The 18,938-nt window shown below is 54.1% G+C and carries 17 protein-coding genes and 1 tRNA gene; 9 read left to right on the forward strand and 9 right to left on the reverse strand.

Annotated features, from left to right (window positions below; all coding sequences use genetic code 11):
* Positions 1-105 precede the first annotated feature (105 nt).
* The 7 genes from SH302x_RS19335 (at position 106) to SH302x_RS19365 (ending at position 8,354) form a co-directional block, all read left to right on the forward strand.
* On the forward strand, positions 106-1,689 hold the full coding sequence (locus SH302x_RS19335; RefSeq protein WP_479364195.1) for an aldehyde dehydrogenase (NADP(+)): 1,584 nt from the start codon (positions 106-108) through the stop codon (positions 1,687-1,689).
* An 83-nt stretch (positions 1,690-1,772) separates the two neighbouring features.
* Positions 1,773-2,726, forward strand: coding sequence for an SMP-30/gluconolactonase/LRE family protein (locus SH302x_RS19340; protein WP_479364197.1), 954 nt, complete (start codon positions 1,773-1,775; stop codon positions 2,724-2,726).
* A gap of 296 nt (positions 2,727-3,022) precedes the next feature.
* Positions 3,023-4,378 carry a DUF2062 domain-containing protein gene (locus SH302x_RS19345; RefSeq protein ID WP_479364199.1) on the forward strand — a complete coding sequence of 452 codons (1,356 nt, stop codon included), beginning with the start codon at positions 3,023-3,025 and terminating at the stop codon, positions 4,376-4,378.
* On the forward strand, positions 4,378-6,081 hold the full coding sequence (locus SH302x_RS19350) for a hypothetical protein (protein WP_479364200.1): 1,704 nt from the start codon (positions 4,378-4,380) through the stop codon (positions 6,079-6,081). Before SH302x_RS19345 ends, SH302x_RS19350 begins: the two co-directional genes overlap by 1 nt.
* 283 nt (positions 6,082-6,364) lie before the next feature.
* Positions 6,365-6,889: a c-type heme family protein gene (locus SH302x_RS19355; protein ID WP_479364202.1), complete on the forward strand. Its 525-nt coding sequence runs from the start codon at positions 6,365-6,367 to the stop codon at positions 6,887-6,889.
* Positions 6,890-6,989: 100 nt separating this feature from the next.
* A complete protein-coding gene (locus tag SH302x_RS19360; protein ID WP_479364203.1) occupies positions 6,990-7,634 on the forward strand; it encodes a hypothetical protein in 645 nt (214 codons plus the stop codon).
* A gap of 36 nt (positions 7,635-7,670) precedes the next feature.
* The gene (locus SH302x_RS19365) at positions 7,671-8,354 is read left to right on the forward strand and encodes a hypothetical protein (RefSeq protein ID WP_479364205.1); all 684 of its coding nucleotides are present in this window, start codon (positions 7,671-7,673) and stop codon (positions 8,352-8,354) included.
* 8 nt (positions 8,355-8,362) lie between these two features.
* On the opposite strand, the gene SH302x_RS19370 is transcribed toward SH302x_RS19365, so the two are convergent.
* From SH302x_RS19370 to SH302x_RS19410, 9 genes are all read right to left on the reverse strand, one after another.
* Positions 8,363-9,178: a DUF4198 domain-containing protein gene (locus tag SH302x_RS19370; protein WP_479364206.1), complete on the reverse strand. Its 816-nt coding sequence runs from the start codon at positions 9,176-9,178 to the stop codon at positions 8,363-8,365.
* Positions 9,178-9,747, reverse strand: coding sequence for a DUF2271 domain-containing protein (locus SH302x_RS19375; protein WP_479364207.1), 570 nt, complete (start codon positions 9,745-9,747; stop codon positions 9,178-9,180). Before SH302x_RS19375 ends, SH302x_RS19370 begins: the two co-directional genes overlap by 1 nt.
* A gap of 10 nt (positions 9,748-9,757) precedes the next feature.
* Positions 9,758-10,408 (reverse strand): PepSY-associated TM helix domain-containing protein, encoded by a 651-nt coding sequence (locus tag SH302x_RS19380; RefSeq protein WP_479364208.1) that lies wholly within the window; start codon positions 10,406-10,408, stop codon positions 9,758-9,760.
* Between the two features lie 309 nt (positions 10,409-10,717).
* Positions 10,718-11,029: a ribosome hibernation-promoting factor, HPF/YfiA family gene (gene hpf, locus SH302x_RS19385; RefSeq protein ID WP_479364209.1), complete on the reverse strand. Its 312-nt coding sequence runs from the start codon at positions 11,027-11,029 to the stop codon at positions 10,718-10,720.
* 210 nt (positions 11,030-11,239) lie between these two features.
* A complete protein-coding gene (gene larE / locus SH302x_RS19390) occupies positions 11,240-12,073 on the reverse strand; it encodes an ATP-dependent sacrificial sulfur transferase LarE (protein ID WP_479364210.1) in 834 nt (277 codons plus the stop codon).
* Positions 12,074-12,283: 210 nt separating this feature from the next.
* Entirely contained in the window at positions 12,284-13,897 is a 1,614-nt protein-coding gene (locus tag SH302x_RS19395; protein WP_479364212.1) for a DUF4912 domain-containing protein, read from the reverse strand.
* 173 nt (positions 13,898-14,070) lie between these two features.
* The gene (locus tag SH302x_RS19400; RefSeq protein WP_479364213.1) at positions 14,071-15,561 is read right to left on the reverse strand and encodes a DEAD/DEAH box helicase; all 1,491 of its coding nucleotides are present in this window, start codon (positions 15,559-15,561) and stop codon (positions 14,071-14,073) included.
* Entirely contained in the window at positions 15,558-16,550 is a 993-nt protein-coding gene (locus tag SH302x_RS19405) for a putative 2-dehydropantoate 2-reductase (RefSeq protein ID WP_479364215.1), read from the reverse strand. Before SH302x_RS19405 ends, SH302x_RS19400 begins: the two co-directional genes overlap by 4 nt.
* A gap of 30 nt (positions 16,551-16,580) precedes the next feature.
* Positions 16,581-17,849 (reverse strand): hypothetical protein, encoded by a 1,269-nt coding sequence (locus tag SH302x_RS19410; protein WP_479364216.1) that lies wholly within the window; start codon positions 17,847-17,849, stop codon positions 16,581-16,583.
* A gap of 471 nt (positions 17,850-18,320) precedes the next feature.
* Between SH302x_RS19410 and SH302x_RS19415 the strand changes: the two genes are divergently transcribed.
* Positions 18,321-18,617 carry a WYL domain-containing protein gene (locus SH302x_RS19415; RefSeq protein ID WP_479364218.1) on the forward strand — a complete coding sequence of 99 codons (297 nt, stop codon included), beginning with the start codon at positions 18,321-18,323 and terminating at the stop codon, positions 18,615-18,617.
* Positions 18,618-18,834: 217 nt separating this feature from the next.
* A tRNA-Leu gene (locus tag SH302x_RS19420) sits at positions 18,835-18,917 on the forward strand.
* Positions 18,918-18,938: the final 21 nt, after the last annotated feature.

An 18,938-nucleotide genomic window follows, 5' to 3' on the forward strand; every position in this document is an offset into this window, starting at 1 on the left:
ATGTCGGCTTTACAGTGTAAATTGATGCGATCATGGTGTTCCTGCCGCAGAAAAGCGGTGTGTACACCCGTAGATCACTTCAACTTCGCTCATTTAAGCAATTCAATGTCAGTTCAACCTATTCTGCTCAACGGTCGTTTGGCTTCCAGTTCCGCCAACGATACTTTCCAAGCCACAAACCCTAATACGGGCGAGCTGATTGCCGAAAAGTTTCCAATCAGCCCGTGGCCTGAAATCGATCAGTGCTTGCAAGCTGCCGCCGAAGCCTTCGTCGAACTAATCCATGTACCACGAAGCGACATCGCGGATTTCTTGAACGCCTACGCTGACGCAATTGATGCCCATGCAGAAGAATTGGTAGCAATCGCGCACGAAGAAACAGGCTTGCCGCTCTCGCCCCGCTTGAAAGATGTAGAGCTGCCGCGGACCAGCAATCAACTTCGCCAGGCAGCCAAGGCGGCGGCAACGGCCAGTTGGACCAACCCCATTATCGATAGCAAGGCCAACATCCGCTCGTGCCTGGAGGCCTTTGGACCGGTGTGCGTCTTTGGCCCCAACAATTTCCCCTTCGCGTTCAACTCGATTGCCGGCGGTGACTTTGCTGCTGCTCTAGCGGCTGGGAACCCAGTCATCGCCAAAGCGAACACGTCTCACCCCAAAACCTCAGCCAAGTTTGCAGCAATTGTGGCTGACGTGTTGGCCAAAAGCAAACTTCCCGCAGCAACCGTCCAAATGATCTATCGGACAAGCCACGCCGACGGCGAGCGTCTAGTCGCTGATCCACGCGTAGCCGCGACAGGCTACACCGGCAGCCGACACGCAGGTTTGAAACTAAAGGCCGCGGCGGATGCGGCGGGCAAGCCTTTCTATGCCGAACTATCTAGCATTAATCCAGTCGTTATTCTCCCGGTCGCGCTGCTCGAACGAGGTACCGCGATGGTCGACGAATATGTCACCAGCGGTCTGATGGGAGCGGGGCAGTTCTGCACCAATCCAGGCTTGTTGCTATTGTTGGATGGTCAGGAAACGGAAAGTTTCGTCAACGGCGTCATCGAAAAGTACAAAGCAGCCAAACCTTCGACTTTGCTTTCACCAGCCGTTTGCAAATCGCTGCAACAAGGCGTCGATGCGATTACCAAATCCGGTGCAACGCTGTGTTCTGGAGGAAAGAAAACCGATGAAGCTCGCGTGGCTTTTGAAAACACCGTGCTGCAAGCGACTTCTGCTCAGTTCTTGAAGTCCAGCGAACAGTTCCAGACGGAAATGTTCGGCAATGCGGTACTGATCGTTCGTTGCGACAGCGTCGAAGCGATGGTGAAAGTGATCGATAGCTTAGAAGGCAACCTCACCGGTTGCGTATATTCGGCGAAAGCTGGTAGCGATGATGCGGCTTATGCAAAGATCGCTCCCCATCTAGCTCGCAAAGTAGGACGTATGTTGAACGATAAGATGCCGACCGGCGTTGCGGTCAGTCCGGCGATGAACCATGGTGGTCCATTCCCCGCGACCGCGCATCCAAATTTTACGGCCGTCGGTATTCCTGCCTCGATCATGCGATTCGCCAAATTGACTTGCTACGATGCGGTGCGTCAAACACGCTTGCCCGCGATCCTGCAAGACAATAATCCAATTGCCGATTTGTATCGCTGCGTCGATGGCAAATGGACCACCGACTCGATCGGCACTTAGTCGTGCCCACGTAAATGGCCAGGGCATCCTGTGACCTCTGGGTGCCCGTTTCTTTTCGAACCGAATTGCATTGAAAGTGGATTATGAAATCGATCGTTGCAGAAAAGCTTTATACCCCGCCAACCATGGCGGAACGCTTTTTGCCCGAGGGCCCTTACCCCTTCAATGACCAAGAGTTCTCTTGGGTTGCCATCCAGCACGGTGCCACAGCCAATTTCGGGTCGTTGAACATATATAATATCGCCAACAATCAGAATCGTTCATTCGTGTTACCGGGTCGCCCCGGATTCGCATTCCCAACTTCGCAGGAACATGTGTTTGTGGTTGGCTTGGAACGCGAGCTGGGTTTGTTCGATATTCAGACCAAGCAGTGGACGGTCTTATGCGACGGCATTGATGGCGACTGCGAAGGGACCATCATTAACGATGGGTTGGTGTACGAAGATTGCTTGATCTTTGGAACCAAGGATCTGGAGTTCAAATCGCCCAAAGCGGGGCTGTATCTGTTTCGCATGAGCGATCGGAAACTGGTGAAGTTGGCTGGCGGGCAGACATGCAGCAACGGCAAAGTGATGTTGAAGTCCGAGGATGGTGCTTTGACGCTGCTGGACATTGACACGCCAACGAAAACAGTCGCGGCTTACGCGATCGACGTCCAACAAGGTTCGCTTGGGGAACGTCGCGTCGTTTTGGATTGCGCCGATCAGCCAGGCTTTCCCGATGGAATGACGATCAGTCCAGATCAGCAGTCAATCTTTATCAGCTTCTATAATCCCGATTTCACGCCAGCCGGCGAAACGCGGCAATTTCAGTTATCCGATGGCAGTTTGATTGCCAAGTATCTAACGCCTGATGCGCCGCAAGCAACGTGCCCTCAGATTTGCAAACTTGGTGACCGCATTCGCTTGGTCATTACGACCGCAATCGAACATATGCCGGAAGAGCGTTTCGCTAAGTCGTCGGCCTCGGGGGCTTTGTTCATTGCGGACCTGGAGTTCCAGAGCGCGACGGAGTGCCCGAAACTGCGTTTGTCGTGAGTCGAGCGGCAGCAATTGTATTACCGTAGTGGGATTCGCCGCTTCGCTAGCAAAACACGCATGACAGTCCGTTTTTCGCTAAATACGGAATTTTCGGAACAGTTTAACACAAAGTCCTACCGATGTGATGAAAGGGAGTTGCTGCGCGATGCAGCCTCCTCTGCAGTTGGCTTGGACGGCCGAGCAAACTGCGGTCCCGTGTCGTTGCTCTTGTCGCTTGATTGTTGAGCGTTGGCGGCGATAGACAAATATGCTGGCTTTTGGAAGGAACCGGAAGCATCCGCTTGCGATCGCACATGACAAGCCTTAGCGTCGATAAACCCAAATTCGATTCCGCACATTCTGGCCCCTGGGCTAGTCGCTGGCCGCGTAAGGTCTTGCGGTCAATCTGGATTGGTTTTTTCATCGGTGCATTGCCCGTCACTAGCAGTCTTTTTTGGCTATCGCTGCTGATCCCTGCATTCATCCAAACACGGATTTGGGCAGTGTTGTTAGCGGCCGGAACAAGTTGGTTTGTTCGTGACAACTTGGATTCGCTGGTTGAACCGCTGGGAAGACGACTGCTGGAATATCAAGCTTTGCAGCCTGCGTTGACGCAGCTTGCAAGCTACAGTCGCTTTCACAGTCTGCATTGGTACAACTCGATCAATATCGCTTACTGTGCCATCTTCTGCTTGGGGTTGCCAGTTCTGTTTCTCAGCAAACAGTTGGCGCTGGTGTTTGCTCGAACTGTTGACCGTCGAACTGCCGCGAAAAAATCAGCCCTCTCAACTCTGCCGATGCCAGTGATTGCCAATGAGTTACCGGCTCTAGAACAAAGCGTTGCGCCGGAGCTAGGTAGCCTGCAGGCAGACATGGACGAGATACGTGAAGTCGTTACGACGGCGGCCAAGCAGCGCAAGTTATTAGTGCACGAATCCCATCGAGGAGATGGGGCTGACGGCGAAAACGCGGCCGCTGCACCACTGGTTTCGCTGCATGTTCACGCCCTGCACGACCAAGTGTGGGAGGATTCTTATTTCGTCACTCAACATGACGAAGGCGACTTGTTAAGCGAACTGTTGGAGAGTATCCCGATTGTTGCGTCGGAATCGAGCGACGATTCGCAAGTTGAACGCACATCGCAATCGCCAACTGCAAGCCACAATTCCACTGATGATCACTGGGAGGCAAGCCCAACTGCTACTACTGCTGTCACCGCAAGCAGGACGCAATTGAAGAAAAAAGATCGCAAGAAGAAACGCGGCAAGCTCACAGTCAAGGAAACTATCATCGATATCGTTCGCTGGAAAACACCGGAAGACAAAGCTGCTGCACAGGCTGCGTTTGGGATCAATACTCAAACGGTTATCGATGTGCATCCGCAACCAAGTCCAGAACTTCGAGGCACTCTTGATAATTCGAGATCGATTGTCATGAACACCGAAACTGATCAAACTCAAATCCACCTATCATTCAATCAAGCTACTCCAATCGCTGGCAGTTCCAAAAGCGATTCTACGATTGGTAATGCAAGTATGTATCAAGCGAGCGAGAAGCCGCCCGTTGAACTTGCTAATACGTCCTATGTGATCGCCCCGGAACCATTGCCATACTTGCTGGGCTACCTCACGAATTTGAATCGCTGCGGTGATAAAGCTGGAGGCCGTTAATGTCACGTTGGAGCACTCGTCTATTTACGCTCGTCCTGCTCTGTGGCGTTGTCTTCTGGGGCTTGTATCAATCCAGTTTGCATCGCCTGCAGCAATCGCTGGCTCAGTTGATGGGTGTACCTACCCATGTTGGATCGATACAAATCGATACCAACGGGCGACTGATCGCGCTGCATGACCTAGAGCTTGGCGGAGATGAGTGGTCCCAATGCCACATCGGTGGCTTATCGATTCAGTCCGATGAAAACAGTTTGCTGCACAGCCAGTCGAGGCTTGAGCGAGTCGTATGCCATGATGTGAAGCTTGACGATGTCGACGATTGGGCGGCCGCTCTATCGAGTATCCAACAAGCGTTATCGCGGCTCGATCCTGATCACCAGGCTGCCGCAGATCCGCTGCCGATCGATGTGGCCGCGGAGTCTCAATCAATCCTCAATCCGATCCTGGCAAGCTGGCGAAGTGAGTGGGAAAGTGTGCGTACAAACTATCAACGCGAGATTAGCTCGCTGCTTGAGCAGTCGGCTGCGATTGGTAGCATGAGCTTTCAGTCGAACAACCCACTGCGGGATCGCGATACAATCAAATCGCATATCGAATCCATTGAAAGATTAACTCAGCGATTTCAAGCTTTAGAAACCGAACTGGCCGACGCGAAAGTCGAATTAGCTGAACGATCGGAGAAAGTGAAGTCGCAGGGCCAAACGCTACTTGAGAACCGTGTCGCAGCGAAAGAGTTACATCAGCGTCAGCAGCAACGCGCTAGGATCGCGACGAATCTAGATGTCTTACGCCAGCAACTGTTTGCATCCATGATAACGCATGCGGGACTGCCGCATCACATTACGGCCAACCTTGCTGGGCGAACGGCCAAAGCGCTGGAGGGGGACTTCTTCGTTCAATCTGATCGCGGCCAAGACCTGCTGGAACGGTTCGCTCCACTCCCCAAGCTTGAGGTCGGCAGCATTGAGCTTGCCGGGACGTGTGGCGGGACGACGCCAACGAGCTTTTTGGGAGCATTCTACCTGGATACAAGCTCCAACACGCAACTGGCGAACTTTGTGGTCGTGACGGAAGTAGATCGCGTCAATGCGGGGCAGCGTTTTACGGGGACCATCGATCGGTCCGGAGTCAGCGAATATGCTGGCCTAGTTCAATTACCCTCGACCAGTCTGCGGACAGACCTTTTGACTGAGCCCAATTATGCCTTGTCGTTTGCTCAATCGCGGATGCAAATCGAATCGACGATGCGCCAGAACGAACACGCGCTAACGCTAACTTGGCAGACCGATAAGGCTCAGCTCAAGATGATGGTGAGCGATCCGCAGCAGCAGATGTTATTGACGCAAGCGCCGCAGGATTTGACTGACTGCGTTGCCATTCTTTCTATCAAGATGACCAAGAATGGTGACATCCAGTGCAGTGCAAATCAGAAGGATAACTTCTTTGGTGAGATGCAGACCGAGCTACAGGCCACTTTGGAACGTTTGACTTCGAGCAAGCCTGATTTAGTTGCGGCCAGTTCGATCATTCAGCAAACGGTAGAGAGCGAGTTACGATTGGCTCAGGCTGCATTTGGCAGTCAAGCTTCTTCGTTGGCAACTCATCTATTGCAGCTTGACCATCAGCGCGAGCGATTGGCCAGCATGGCCGCTCCCAAGCAATTCCGAACGGCAACACGCGCCGACGAGACGAATACTCGTTAGGCAATCGCTAAATTGAAGTACCGTACGACGGACTTCCAAGTCTGTCGACACTTCAACGGACAAAGATGTCCATTGGCACATTTAATCAGAGCAGTTGCCTTAATAGCGGCCCCAACCGCCAGAATTCTTTGTGGTTTTACGCCAATGACCAGGATCTACGCTTGCTGCCTGTTGCAATACTACACCTGAGAGTATAGATTATGCGGCGGTGATTTGCTTACAGCAACTGCCGATCAGCCTTTCGCGGTCGCAGTCCAAGTCTTCTTCCACTTAGGAGTTGGTCATGAAAAAGTTTCTCGTAGGCGCATTGAGCTTCAGCATGCTGTGCGTGGTAGCGTTCCTTTCTGCTGGCGCACAAGAACCCGCGGAAGACCAAAGCAGTCGCGCCGCGGTCGAACGAGCCAAGAAGCAAGCCAAGATGCTCGATACCCTTTATAAATCCGCGATCGTCCTCATTACCGAAAACTATGTTACCGGTACCGAGTCGATGGCCGCTGGCGATGCCTTCCAAGCGCTCTTCCAGTCGATGAAGGATAATGGCTTTCATGAAGTTCGTTTGTTGGATGCAACCGGCGAGCCCTACGATAGCGACAATTCCCCGAACACCGAGTATGAAAAGAACGCCGTCAAAGAGTTGCTTGCTGGAAAGCCCATTTACGAACAAGTGGTGACGGAGAACGACAAACGTTATTTGCTGTCGACCACTCCGATCCCTGTCGTGATGCAAAAGTGCGTTTTATGTCACTCGCACTACGAAGGCGTGCAAGGCCCCATCGGCGCATTGGGACTTAAGATTCCAATTGAGTAGCCGTGCTGCAGCCCGCGCAAGCTGGCTTTGTTGTGCTACCATGAAAAAACGGAATACTCTTTGAGTGAGCTCCGAACGCTTCCCCAAAATCGTTTTGATCATGAGTGAAAACGCTGAGTCCAAGCGGCCGTCGATGTACGAAAGGTTCTTGCGATCTGCGAGTATCCATGCAGACAACTGGCGAGACCCCGAACATGATTTAGAAGCGATTCAGTTGGCAACGCCTGACGAGCGGCGTGCGATTGAAAGCTACTTGATCGCTCGGGGGATTCGCCATTACATCGACGCCGAAGCGCTCGCAATTCTGAATACCCCCAGTGCGCAGTGTGCGCTGCGGGACGCATTTCGAAATGGACCAATGGAGATTCGCGCCGCGATCGCCCACGTCGCACCGGAACTGATCGGTGAAGCCGAGCGGCACCAAGAGCTCCTTGGTCGAATTGAGACATGCGATGCCTATGCAGGTTTAAGCTTAACACTTACGCAGATCGAAGCCACTCACCCGCCGACGGTCCAAGAAGCGATGCTGCGCAGGATCGTTAGCGATCCGGGGGTAGTTGCCGTGCATTACGCTGGGCTGCTACTGTATCTGCATGGCCAAGCGACGGAGCCTTTCGATTGGGCTCAACGTCCATTCTTGTTACGTTTTAATCCCGGCGATGATCGCGATCGTCGCGCGGCTTTTGCAACGCTGTGTCAACTTATTGGCTATGATGACACACGCTTGGTGGTCATGTGGACTTAAAACGGAAGCGATCTTTTTGTTTGGGGGAGCAAAATATTGGGCACACTGATTTGGGCGGCGACTATCGGGCTGCAAGCGGTTGCTGTCTTATTCTTGTCGCGGCATTTGGGGTGGGGAAAAGGGCTCGCGATCTATTCCGCAATCGCGGTTCTGCTTACATGCGTCGCGGGGGCGATGCTGTCGGGACTGACGACGGATCACATCACCTGGAAAAACCGAGTCGCTGGGTTTCTGCTTCCTTGGACGACTTTAGTCGGCGGGGGCCAACTTTCGGCGCTGTTGATTAAGAACGCGGTCGCTGCGGTCGCGTTTGGTTGTGCGGTCGTGGTGGCAGACCAAGTCAGCTTGTTGAAGAAAGTCGCAGGGCCAGCGCCGGTTGATCCCGCATCGGCTGGCAGTTGGACACCCTCGATTGTCTTTTGGCTCACCATCGCTTGTTGGCTGACCATGGCCATAGCGTGGCTATGGATGCTGCGTTCGTTCAACTTCAATCAATCGGATGTCATCTCATCGCTATTGAGCTTGCGTGGCGTTTGGATTCCCTTACTGATACCGCCAGTGGCGACTGGAGCTAGTTTGGTATTGAGGACTTACGGAAAGCATTTGCCTGCTTTATTGGTCGTCGCCATACCGCTGTTGCTGGTCCTGCTGCCAGTACTGATGATGGCAGCAGTGATACTTTTTTACACGCTGATCGGCAAACCGATCCGCTGGAATTAGGCGGAGCGTTATTGCGGCAAGACTTCGAAAGTTGCCGTGTAAGAATACCGAGTTGAAGTTGGGATGCCTTCTAGTTCTGCGGAGCCGCCGTTGGCATTCGCATTGAGCCAATAGCGTCCCGCTTCGGGGAAACTGCAAACGAAGCGTCCGTTCTCATCGGTCGTCATTTTGGCTTCGTTGGGCGCATCGCGATAGCGATCGTCACCTTTGATCAAGACCACTTCTACATTGGCTGCGGGTTGCCCATCGCTGAGCAAGACAAAGGACGCTTTCTCGCCGGCGAACAGATCGTTGGGATGCGTTTTGTCCACGGCTAGCTCTAAACCGGAGCCACTCGGCTTTAATGCGCCAGTGTCAGGTTCGCCGCTGGTCACGAACGCTTCTACGCGGCTAGAACTGCGAGAGACTTGTGCCTCTTGTTTATTCTTCAGATCCAAACTTGCCAGCTCATCGGCATTACCTCGCCAGCGTTTCGTTTCACCTTCTTCTTTCCATGAGGCGGAGATCATGGCCCGTACAGTATTGATCTTGTAAGTACCTTGAGCTGGCAGTTGAATGTCAAACGTCGTGCGATACTTCCCTCGCGTGCCATTCTGCAAAGCGACCTCTTGTCCCTCAGGCCCGATGACTTTGATCGACGCTAGATCTGGGGCGGCGTGGTCCGCAAAGAACAAGCTATTGGAGATTGCGGCGTCCACGGTGAGCCAAGGTTGATTGCCCGAAAGGACCGTGCTGGATGGAATGATCCAGAATCGGTGCGCGTACAACGGCTGCGCGAAACATGTCATCAAGAGTGCGACGGTCAGTGCTTTTCGAATCTTCATTATTTACCTACAGTGGGATGTTTAAAGGGACGGACGGAGAATTGAATTTTGCCAAGTTCCGATTTGCCGGAATCGGAGATATCCACATTTTGCTGCCCGTCCCAAGTGAAGGGGACACGCACCATTTCTCGCCCACCCACCTCGCGGGCCGCTTCCACGACCAGTGTGTATTGAGCGTCTTTCAGTGGAGGTAAACTATGAATTCCAACAGGCACTTCCACGCTGTGATAACCAACAGGACGTGTTGCGCCGCTCACACCATCAATCGGCAGTTTGGCTGTCCGGCCACTCTTGCGCCACCACTGACGCAAGTCCTTCAGCCACGTTGCACCTTCGCCGTTTTTCATGTTGACGTCATACCATACCGCTAAGTCGACGAGGTGTGCATTTTCAGCGTCCTCGATCCACGCGGCAACGTACGGCCGATGATACTGCCCCACATCCAACCTTGGGATTTCGATACGCAATTGGATGCTCAGTGCTTGGCTTTCTTCAGCATTCAATTGGCAAGCTGGATTGCTCACTAGAGACATGACCAGCGTAAGAAGTAGGAAGGCAGTTGGCTTCATAAGTGAAACTCTAATGGACAAACAAGACGACAAGGAAGATGGGAATCAGCAAGCCTGCGAGTACCAGAGGCCAAGTCGAAACGCGACGGCGGGCGTGAATCCAAAGCAAGCCGAGTCCCGTTAAGCTGAAGCCAATGCAGGCGACTGAGAAAAGATCGATGAACCAGGACCAGGCTCGCCCAGTGTAGCGTCCCTTATGCAAATCATTCAAATACGCGATCCAACCTTGGCTGGTCACTTCGTGCAAGACTTCACCGCTCTGAAAATCGATCGTCAGCCAAGCATCACCACCGGGCCGCGGCAAGCTCACATAGAGTTCTTCCTCCGACCACTCCGCCGCTTTGCCTGCCACGTTCACGCCCAATCTTTCCTGCAACCAAATTTGGATTTCATGAGGCAGTGTGAGATTCGACACCGTGGCTGCAGCAGGTAAATCCTTCATGTTTGCCAGCAAGTCGGCTGGCAGCACCGAACTGGATTGCGTGACTTGCGGCTTAGCTTTGAGTGAGGCAGCGTGATTCAGCGTGATCCCTGTGATAGCGAAAAAGACCAGTGACACCAAGCAAACGGCGCTGCTAGTCCAGTGCCACCAAATAAACTGCTTAGCCAAAAACGCTCGGCGATTAAAACTGCGTCGGGGCGTCTGATTGGAAGAGCACATCAGAAGTGGGATTTGGAAGAAAGCAACAACATCGAAACGTAAACGGCCGCCAAGAAAGCTTATTGAGAATACATCTCAACAAGCGGCTGGTCAATAGCCCTCATCTTGCCATGGAGCGAGTATGGCGTCGCAGGGAACTGGCTTGTAGCCTTTGCGACGTCGATGGAAGCTGGCGATGGAAGCCGTCGCCGCTGCGGAAACTGGAAAATCGCTAGAGACGGCTAGAGAGCCGAGAAAGTGCCAGAAACGATTGAAACTGGCACTTGATGAAGTCTGCCTCGGCAATAGCCCTAGGCTGCCACTCAGAAGTTAGGCGTGGTGATGACTTTTGTGGTCGGTCAACTTTTCTTTGTGCTTGCGGACTTGTTGTTCCACCTTGTGAATCGCAGAATCCAACGCGGACAAAACCGTGTCAGCTTCACAAGTCGCAACGAAATCGGTCGTACCCTCGGCCGAAACGTTGATTTCGACTTTCGGTTTGTCGATGTGCCCCAAATCGACCACGACGCCAATCGCATTGATGCGGTCGAACAACCGGCGAATCTTCTCAACCTTCTCCACGACAATGACTTGATCTTCGGACTTCAAATGACCATGTCGAGATGATACGTTGACTTGCACGGATAAGCTCCAATCTAATCGCACATTGGCGATAACGTAGGCGAAAAATCGTTCGAGTCGTTACGGCGTCTTCAGCACAATCATACCCAAAAACGCTCGCCACTGACGGCCATCGGCAGTCGCAATCGACCCGTCTGTACGCAATTCTAGCTCAACAATTCATCCGAGGCGATGGGATATTGAAGGCTTTTAAAATCTCTCTACGGCCCGCTACGGTGTCAAAACAGGGAGTTTGACGCTTGCAAGCACTCGATTCAGCGAGCCTGTCTGCAACCCCTGCAAGTCGACGGTCACATAGCGAAACCCGATCAGCTTGAATTGCTTATCTAGTTCCGGTAGCGCGACACTTGCCAGAAATCGCCCCAAGTCCTGCGACGCGATCTCGATCCGAGCCAGTTGGTCTGCATGCACGCGAACACGCATTTGGTTGAAGCCCAACTGACGCAAATAAGCCTCTGCGGATTCCACCATGGCCAAAGCCTTCGCATCGGCCGAAACCCCATAAGCGATCCGGCTGGCCAGACAAGGTGCCGCTGGACGTTCTGCCACCGACATGCCCCACGCGGTTGCGATCGATCGAACATCGGATTTGGAGAATCCTAGGTCTGCCAGCGGCGTGTGCACCTGATGCTCCGCGCCTGCCTGCAAGCCAGGCCGGTAGTCTCCCAAATCGTCGGCGTTGGTTCCAGAAACGATCGCTGCGTAGCCATGCTCTTGCGCGTACCGAGTGAGTTGCCGATAGAGTTCTGTTTTGCAGTAATAGCAGCGCCGCGAATCGTTCCGTATGTAGTTGGCATCGGCTTGCTCCTGTGTTTGGACCGTCACATGCTCAATGCCCACTTCATGGCAAACACGTTCTGCCCACTGGGCGTCGTAGGAACTGAAAGCGGGTCCTGCTCCTGTTACAGCCACGCATCGATCGCCAAGGGCTCGAACCGCCGCCGCTGCGACTACGCTGCTGTCGACACCGCCAGAGAACGCGACGACGCAGGGCCCAATTGTTTTGAGTTTTGCCACCAAGCGGTCTGCTTTTGAATCATCCATAATTTTACAAAAGGTAGTTGGCATTACTCCGTGGGCCGTCAAAGGTAGTAGGCACGCTCCGTGGGGCGTATTAAATTTCGTTTCTGCGGACGGCACAACGGAGTGTGCCTTTTACTCTGCGGACGGCACAACGGAGTGTGCCTTTTACTCTGCGGACGGCACAACGGAGTGTGCCTGCCACTCTGCGGACGGCACATCGGAGTGTGCCTTTTACTCTTCCGCTTCCGCGTTGGAAACCTGCTCCATGATTTTCGTGTTCCGCTCCACCGCAATCACAATCGTCTGCTCTTCGCTGCCATCACGCGTTCGAGCAGTAATCGGTACGACTTGCCGAGTGTTGGGCATGGGCACGCGAGCGGAAAATGTTCCGTCGTTTCGCACCACCGCCGGCTCGCTTCCGATACTCAACTTAGCATACGGCTGCGTCGAACCAAAAACAACCATTTCGACGTCTAGTTCAAAGTGGAAATCGCGAGCACGTCGCAAGCTCCCGTCGGCTCCACCCCCAAAATCGGCAGCGGTCGGAGCGGCCATGGGACGGCCCAATCGTTCCTCAAACATCGCTCGCAATTCGTCGGGATGGCTTTCCTCGTCATAGCCACCAGACAAACTGAACACACGCTCGGCGTCCCTCGCAATATCCGCCCAATGGTCGTCGATCGCATCGTTCGATCCGGGTACAGGCGTACGGACTTTATTGCTGCGACACAGCTCGTGAAAGCGACTGTTGGGGCACAAATAGCCGATAGCCGCAACGTATACCGACGGTGGCTCATTGACAGAGATATACCAGTTACGAACGCCGCTGTGGATTTCGATGTCGCGGATAATCGATTCCGCGTTGGCCGTCGTTCCTGAATCATCCAAGTGCATGAGCCGGAGGATGGGTTTGACGGAGTGCCACTGGCCAGCTAACGCCGCCTTGGCTCTTTGCACCGCACGTCGGCTGACATCCCAGCTTGCATGCAGCCAGTAGGGATCGCGGACCATTAAGACCAAGCGATCGGTGCCTGGCTCCGGCGGCTGATTGGCAATCGGATTGGAGTGCACCAATGAAGTCCGCGCGTCTTGGGGCCGGGCAAGGTCTTTGCTGCGTTCCCGCTGTTCTTGCAGCGCTCGCAGTTTTTCGACCACCAACGGATTGGTATTGGAAGGCGGCGGAACTGGTGGCGTGGTCGATTGCTTGGTAGTAGAGGATTTGGTTGCCGCAATTTTCTTGACCGCTTTTGGTTCTGTCGCGGCAGCTTCTTTGGTCGAATCCTTCGTAACGACTTTCTTAGCAGTGGACGCGCGTGCAGTGGACGCTTGGGCGGTAGATGACGCCATTTGCTTTGCTGCTTCCACCACGGCCGGCACCGCGGGCTTGGCTTTTGTCCCAGATTTCACCGTGGCGGCCGCCACCGCAGGCTTCGCTCGCGATTTTGAAGCCTGTTCGACTGCTTTCGCGGTCGCTTTCTTGGCCGCCGGAGCGACTGCCGTTGGCTTCTCGTGGCCGGCTGCTACCGCGGGTTTCGCTGCGGGTTTGGTCGCTGGCTTCGTCTCGGTTTTCTTGGAATTTTTCTTGGTAGAGGCAGTCACGCTTGCTGACCTAAGTGCTTGAGCGGTCACGGCTTGTGCTCTTGAATTCGGCTTTGCGGTCGCTCCCGTTTTGCCAGCCGCCCCCGCTTTCCCCGTTGCGATTGTCTTTCCGACTGCAGCAGCGGCACTCTTGCTCTTGGTACTCGGCTTTTTTGTAGGTTGTGCAGCAGCGGTGACCGTCTTACCAGGCTTTGATTTGGCTTTGGCAGGAGCCTGAGCTGCTGCTTTTTTCGTTTTGCCTTTCAAGTCAATCTCTCCACAACTCGGGGGGTGTTCGTCAGGTTAGCGGCACATCGGAAGTCGCAAAATCGCACACCTGGTGCTCGTCCAGTATGCTTGCACTTGGTGATTTTTCCAGCGGTAAGCACGATAATAACCGGCATTTCCGCCCCCTTGGGGCCGAAACCCAAGCTAAACCGCTATCCTTGTTTTCGTTTCGGTTTGGGCTTGGGTTGGCGTTTTTTCCAAGCTGGTTTGTATTTGTCATCTTCCGTGCGTTTAGGGCGGCCGGCAGAGATTTTTCCTGAAAGCGACCGGCGGCGATTTCCCGCTTTGTATTCGACCGTAATCTTTTTCCCGCTGCGTAACGTTTTTGTTACCTGCTCCACGCCACGTTGGGCAGACTCGCCAGCCGCAGCGCCGCTCTGACCGGCGGTTCGGCTAGCTTGATCCCGCGCGGCCTTTTCAGTACCACGACCGCCCACGATCGCTTCGGTTGACAGCCGCCGCCCCCTGACGCGTGAACCGGCGGCTGGAATTGCAACCGCGTAAGGGTGCGACGCGTCCACTTCGATCGCTTGACCAATATGCTTTTCGATCGCGGTGATCATTTCCAATTCAGGCACCGTCGCCAAAGTCAAACTGACGCCCAGCTTTCCAGCTCGAGCGGTCCGACCAATGCGGTGTACGTACGACTCCACGGTCAATGGTACGTCATAATTGATAACATAGCTCAGCGAATCGACGTCGATGCCTCGAGCCAGGACGTCGGTCGCGATCAGCGCTCGGACCTTTCCCGACCTCAGTTGGTGCAGCACTTCGTCACGCGCAGATTGGGACATGCCGCCGTGGATCGCAGAGATCGACAAACCTCGGCGCGTTAGATAACGCGTGAGTCGACCAGCTTGCACGCGACTGTTGGCAAAGACGATCGCGGTTTCGATCTTGTATTTTTCGATCTCGCCCGACAGCAGTTCATACAGCAAACTCTGTTTGTTGGCCGCCGCGATAGGCAACATCAATTGATGGACTTCACGGACAATTGTCGATGGCGCGTCGACGAAGATCTCTTGCGGGTTGGTCAGCAGGGTACTGGCAAACCTACGCGTTGGCGGAGGAAAGGTCGCTGAAAAGAACAGCGACTGACGCTGCTTCGGCAGTTTCGCAGCGATCGTTTCGATAGCTGGCTGAAAGCCCATATCCAGCATGCGGTCTGCTTCGTCCAACACTAGGACTTGCACACGGTCCAAAAGACAACTGCCTTGATCCATCAGATCAATCAATCGACCGGGGGTGGCGATGAGGAACTGAATTCCGGCTGCGAGCAGTTTACGTTGCTTGGCATATCCAACGCCGCCATACACAATTGCATGCTGGAGTTTTGAGCCAGCGGCCAACCCTTCAAAAACCACGCCGACTTGTTGAGCCAGTTCGCGGGTAGGAACAAGGATCAACACGGCGGGTCGCTGCGGAACCGCTTTGGGATTGTCCATCAAACGTTCGATGGTCGGCAACAAGTAGGCCCCGGTCTTGCCACTGCCAGTCATTGCCACCGCGAGCACGTCGGTCAAGGTGCGGATGGTAGGCATCACAGCGGCTTGGATCGGCGTGGGCGCGGTCCATCCCATTCGCTCGGCGGCTGCTGTAAGTTGAGGGTTGTTTAGCAGCGTCGCGAAATTGGGGGAGCTCATCGATGGGGACTGCGATCTGGTTCTATATTGGGCGTGTCGCGGGGCAGAGTGGTTGGCCGCCGCTGGTTTTGAAGAAAACTCAATTGTTGATAAAGCATAACAGTTTTATGAGGAAGGTAACCTGCATCCTCCGCTGCTTTAATCGGATTGGCGAAAATGAATCGAAGCTCCATTTCACGTCCTGCCAAATAATCCAGTCGCATCGATGAATCGTAAGGCACCATTTTGGCCGTATTGTCCATCAACGTTTGCGCATGGCTGGCTCCGACATCCAATCCCAAGGTTTCCGCCGCCCGTTGGACTTCGTCCATCAAATCCCTGGCCAACGTTCTGGCCGCTAGGTCGGACATGATTTCAGCGGTCGACGCATTGAGTGCGACTGATAGACCATTGAAGGGAATATTCCACATCAGTTTTCGCCAGCGGGCGGTCGACAGGCTGGCAGCAATCTCGATCGGAATATTGCTGGCTTGGAATTCCGCCACGATACGAGCAAGCGTATGGTCGGAAACTGCCGGTTGCTGGCCATCGCGGCCACGATAAGCTCCAATTTCGATGCGGCCGTAATCCAAATGTTGGATGTGACCGGGTGCTTGTTTGTTCGAGCACAAGAAGCAACAGCCGCCGACAACACGACCGGGCCCGAGAATGGCGGCCGTATCCGATTCGACGTCCAAGCCATTCTGCAGCACGATGGCGACGGTATTGTCGTGAACAAGGGGCGGCAAAGTGCTCGCCAAGAGATGGTTCTGCGTTGATTTGAGCGCCACGATGATGAAGTCGCAAGGTGGCATTGCGGTCGCAGCGTTGTAGACTTGAGGGGCCTTCAGGGTGAAGTCGCCCCATTTGCTTTCGACGATCCAGCCTTGCTGGCGAACTTGGGATACATCATCGCGGATCAGGAAATGGACATCATGCCCAGCTTTCGCCAGGCACGCGCCATAAAACCCACCAAGTCCACCTGAACCAACGATTGCGTAGCTACTCACTCGCGTGCTCAACTGTTTGGAGTCCGATACTTACCTCGAGTAGGATACCGGAGCAATCAGGACTGGTGGAGGTCCAAACATAACGTGGTCGCCCACACCGACTGCTTCGATATTCTCTTGACCGATAGGAGCCAGTATGGCACATCCGCGAGAGCTTTCAACAACGTGCCATGAACCGTGGAAACCGCGGCTGTAGGCGGGATCAGGTCGCAAGTAAACTTCCGCGCCTCGGGGAAGCTCCATATTGCGATCTTCGAAGTGGACGTAAGCCGTCTGTGTGTTGGGTTCAAAGCTCATGACAACCCCCCCCTCTGGATTAGGAGTGGACAGGGCTGGAGCTTGCGACTGTTGCATCAAACCACGCATCTGTGCAATGCTGGGCCGCCCTGCAGATTTGGTCTGATCAGGCGTTAGCAGCAAGCGGCTGGCTTGAGCCTGAGTGGCTCGATCGCTCAAACGGATCGCGATCGGTTCTTTCACTTCATCCGTCGCTGGCTTGACATCCTTTTTCGGCTCGATCGACTCTGGTGTGCCGATGGTGCCGGTGCCGACTTCGGGAGCGATTTTCTTTTCGTCCAAGCCTTCGGTTTCGGGGACAACCGTTGGCTCTTTGACGTCAGGAACCTTAGGCTCTTCGGGCTCGACATAGTCCTCAATCAGCGGCGGCGCACCACCCGGGCAACACGTACGCAGCGCGGTGGCAGCAGCGGTTCGCACGCGAGCTGAAGGTTCCTTGTAGCAACCGGCATCATCGCGTTCGTAAGCGATCTCAGCCAGCTTGGTCAGCAGTTTTTCGTTGCAGCAGCAGACCTGTCCACAATTCCCGCAGCATTTCTTGCTAGCCGATTCCTGAACTGCGTTGAGCGTTACCAAACGCACTTCTTCCGTGCAATCTTCCATGGAAGCGATGAGAGCGTCGGTCACCGAGCCATCTTTGTCGTAGCAGCCGCAGCCGATCGATGCCAAGTACTTGATCGATTTAACCTTTTGAGGCTTCAAGTCTTCGGCTTGCTTGATCTCAGCCGCCTTTTTGATGGCGGGAACTTTGGAGTACAAGTTGCGAGGATCGTTCAGAGCTCGCATCGGAGTATCAGGCTCTAGACGAGGAGTGTTCCCACGTCGATTGAAAAGTGCGCCTTGAATTTTCTGAGCTCCCTGCGGAATCCCCATGAACGACCACAGTGTCGGCGTGGGAGCTGGAGCAACCGCGGGCACAGCGGCAACTTGTCCAAAAGCACAAGAACTTGATAGCAAGCAAATTGCGGCAAACGTCGAACCCCAAAACATTCGTCGTTTCATATTAACACTCCATTGCATTCGCTGCGATTCATGCAGCCGGTTGGTGCGTTGCTAGCGATCCGAGCAGGCAACTAAGAGCGGACATCTCCATAAAGTCCGCTGAGCGAGTTATGGATTTCTGCACACTGTAGACCTGTCCATGTCTAATCCCGCAGCGTGTTTCCATTGCTCACCTGCTCGTGGTATCGGGAGGGATCTGGCGAAACCTTCGTGAAACTTGCTGAAGCTTCAAAGGATTCAAACGAACCCTCGGCAAAATCGTTAAAGCTTGCCAGGATGCAAGCCTTTGAGCGTGCCGCCTGTGCGTAACGTGCCGGTTGGTGGTACTGAATTTTGACCCTTCCGCTAAAAAACTCGAAAGTCCTGATTGGAAGGACCTAACGTGTCACGCCCCCGGCGAACATAGAGTCAATGGGCAACGTTGCCCGAGATCGTATTCAAACGCAACCCACTGAAAAAGAACACGGTACTATGACAGCTCTTGCCACCCAGCCTGCACCACGAGCACAATTCAATGACCCTCGCTCCGCGATTTCCATTGCTATTGCCGATCCAGACCAATGGGCGTTGCGGCTGACTTATCGGGACCGGAACGAGCAGCGGACGAAACGTTATGTAAGCCCGATCCGCTTCGCCGCCCCCGGTCGCTTCTTGGCTTTATGTTTATGTCGCGAAGAGCCACGGCAGTTTCAAATGGACCGGTGCGAATCGATTGAATTGGTGCCCGCTTCGGCGATGATGATGCCTATGGCCATTACGTTGGCGTAGGCGGGCTCGTTGGTAATACCGTTGAATATCCGGCGGGGCAGTGCGGTGAAGTGGGGACTGGAAAGTCCTTTCTGCCCCTACGGCTCCCCCAGTTTGAAAGCGAAATCAAAAAATCACCCTTAAAAGAGCTTCGTTAGCCCTTGTAAAACTTCGGCCCCTGCGGTTACACTCTGCGATTCTTTGGTGGCCAGAAATGGCCCAGAGATTGCTAACACTCGCCAAAGTGGCGGAATGGCAGACGCGCTGGACTCAAAATCCAGTGGGGTAACACCCGTGTGGGTTCGAGTCCCACCTTTGGTACTTTCGCGGAAATGCTGTTAG

Source organism: Njordella calcicola (assembly GCF_056494125.1).

Excerpts from the sequence above, each read along its gene's own strand:
- SH302x_RS19355 (WP_479364202.1), top strand. The coding sequence starts at position 6,365 with ATGAAAAAGTTTCTCGTAGGCGCATTGAGCTTCAGCATGCTGTGCGTG.
- SH302x_RS19360 (WP_479364203.1), top strand. The coding sequence starts at position 6,990 with ATGAGTGAAAACGCTGAGTCCAAGCGGCCGTCGATGTACGAAAGGTTC.
- SH302x_RS19410 (WP_479364216.1), bottom strand. The coding sequence starts at position 17,849 with ATGAAACGACGAATGTTTTGGGGTTCGACGTTTGCCGCAATTTGCTTG.
- SH302x_RS19380 (WP_479364208.1), bottom strand. The coding sequence starts at position 10,408 with ATGTGCTCTTCCAATCAGACGCCCCGACGCAGTTTTAATCGCCGAGCG.
- SH302x_RS19340 (WP_479364197.1), top strand. The coding sequence starts at position 1,773 with ATGAAATCGATCGTTGCAGAAAAGCTTTATACCCCGCCAACCATGGCG.
- SH302x_RS19375 (WP_479364207.1), bottom strand. The coding sequence starts at position 9,747 with ATGAAGCCAACTGCCTTCCTACTTCTTACGCTGGTCATGTCTCTAGTG.
- SH302x_RS19345 (WP_479364199.1), top strand. The coding sequence starts at position 3,023 with ATGACAAGCCTTAGCGTCGATAAACCCAAATTCGATTCCGCACATTCT.
- larE (WP_479364210.1), bottom strand. The coding sequence starts at position 12,073 with ATGGATGATTCAAAAGCAGACCGCTTGGTGGCAAAACTCAAAACAATT.
- SH302x_RS19350 (WP_479364200.1), top strand. The coding sequence starts at position 4,378 with ATGTCACGTTGGAGCACTCGTCTATTTACGCTCGTCCTGCTCTGTGGC.
- SH302x_RS19415 (WP_479364218.1), top strand. The coding sequence starts at position 18,321 with ATGACAGCTCTTGCCACCCAGCCTGCACCACGAGCACAATTCAATGAC.
- SH302x_RS19370 (WP_479364206.1), bottom strand. The coding sequence starts at position 9,178 with ATGAAGATTCGAAAAGCACTGACCGTCGCACTCTTGATGACATGTTTC.
- SH302x_RS19335 (WP_479364195.1), top strand. The coding sequence starts at position 106 with ATGTCAGTTCAACCTATTCTGCTCAACGGTCGTTTGGCTTCCAGTTCC.
- SH302x_RS19400 (WP_479364213.1), bottom strand. The coding sequence starts at position 15,561 with ATGAGCTCCCCCAATTTCGCGACGCTGCTAAACAACCCTCAACTTACA.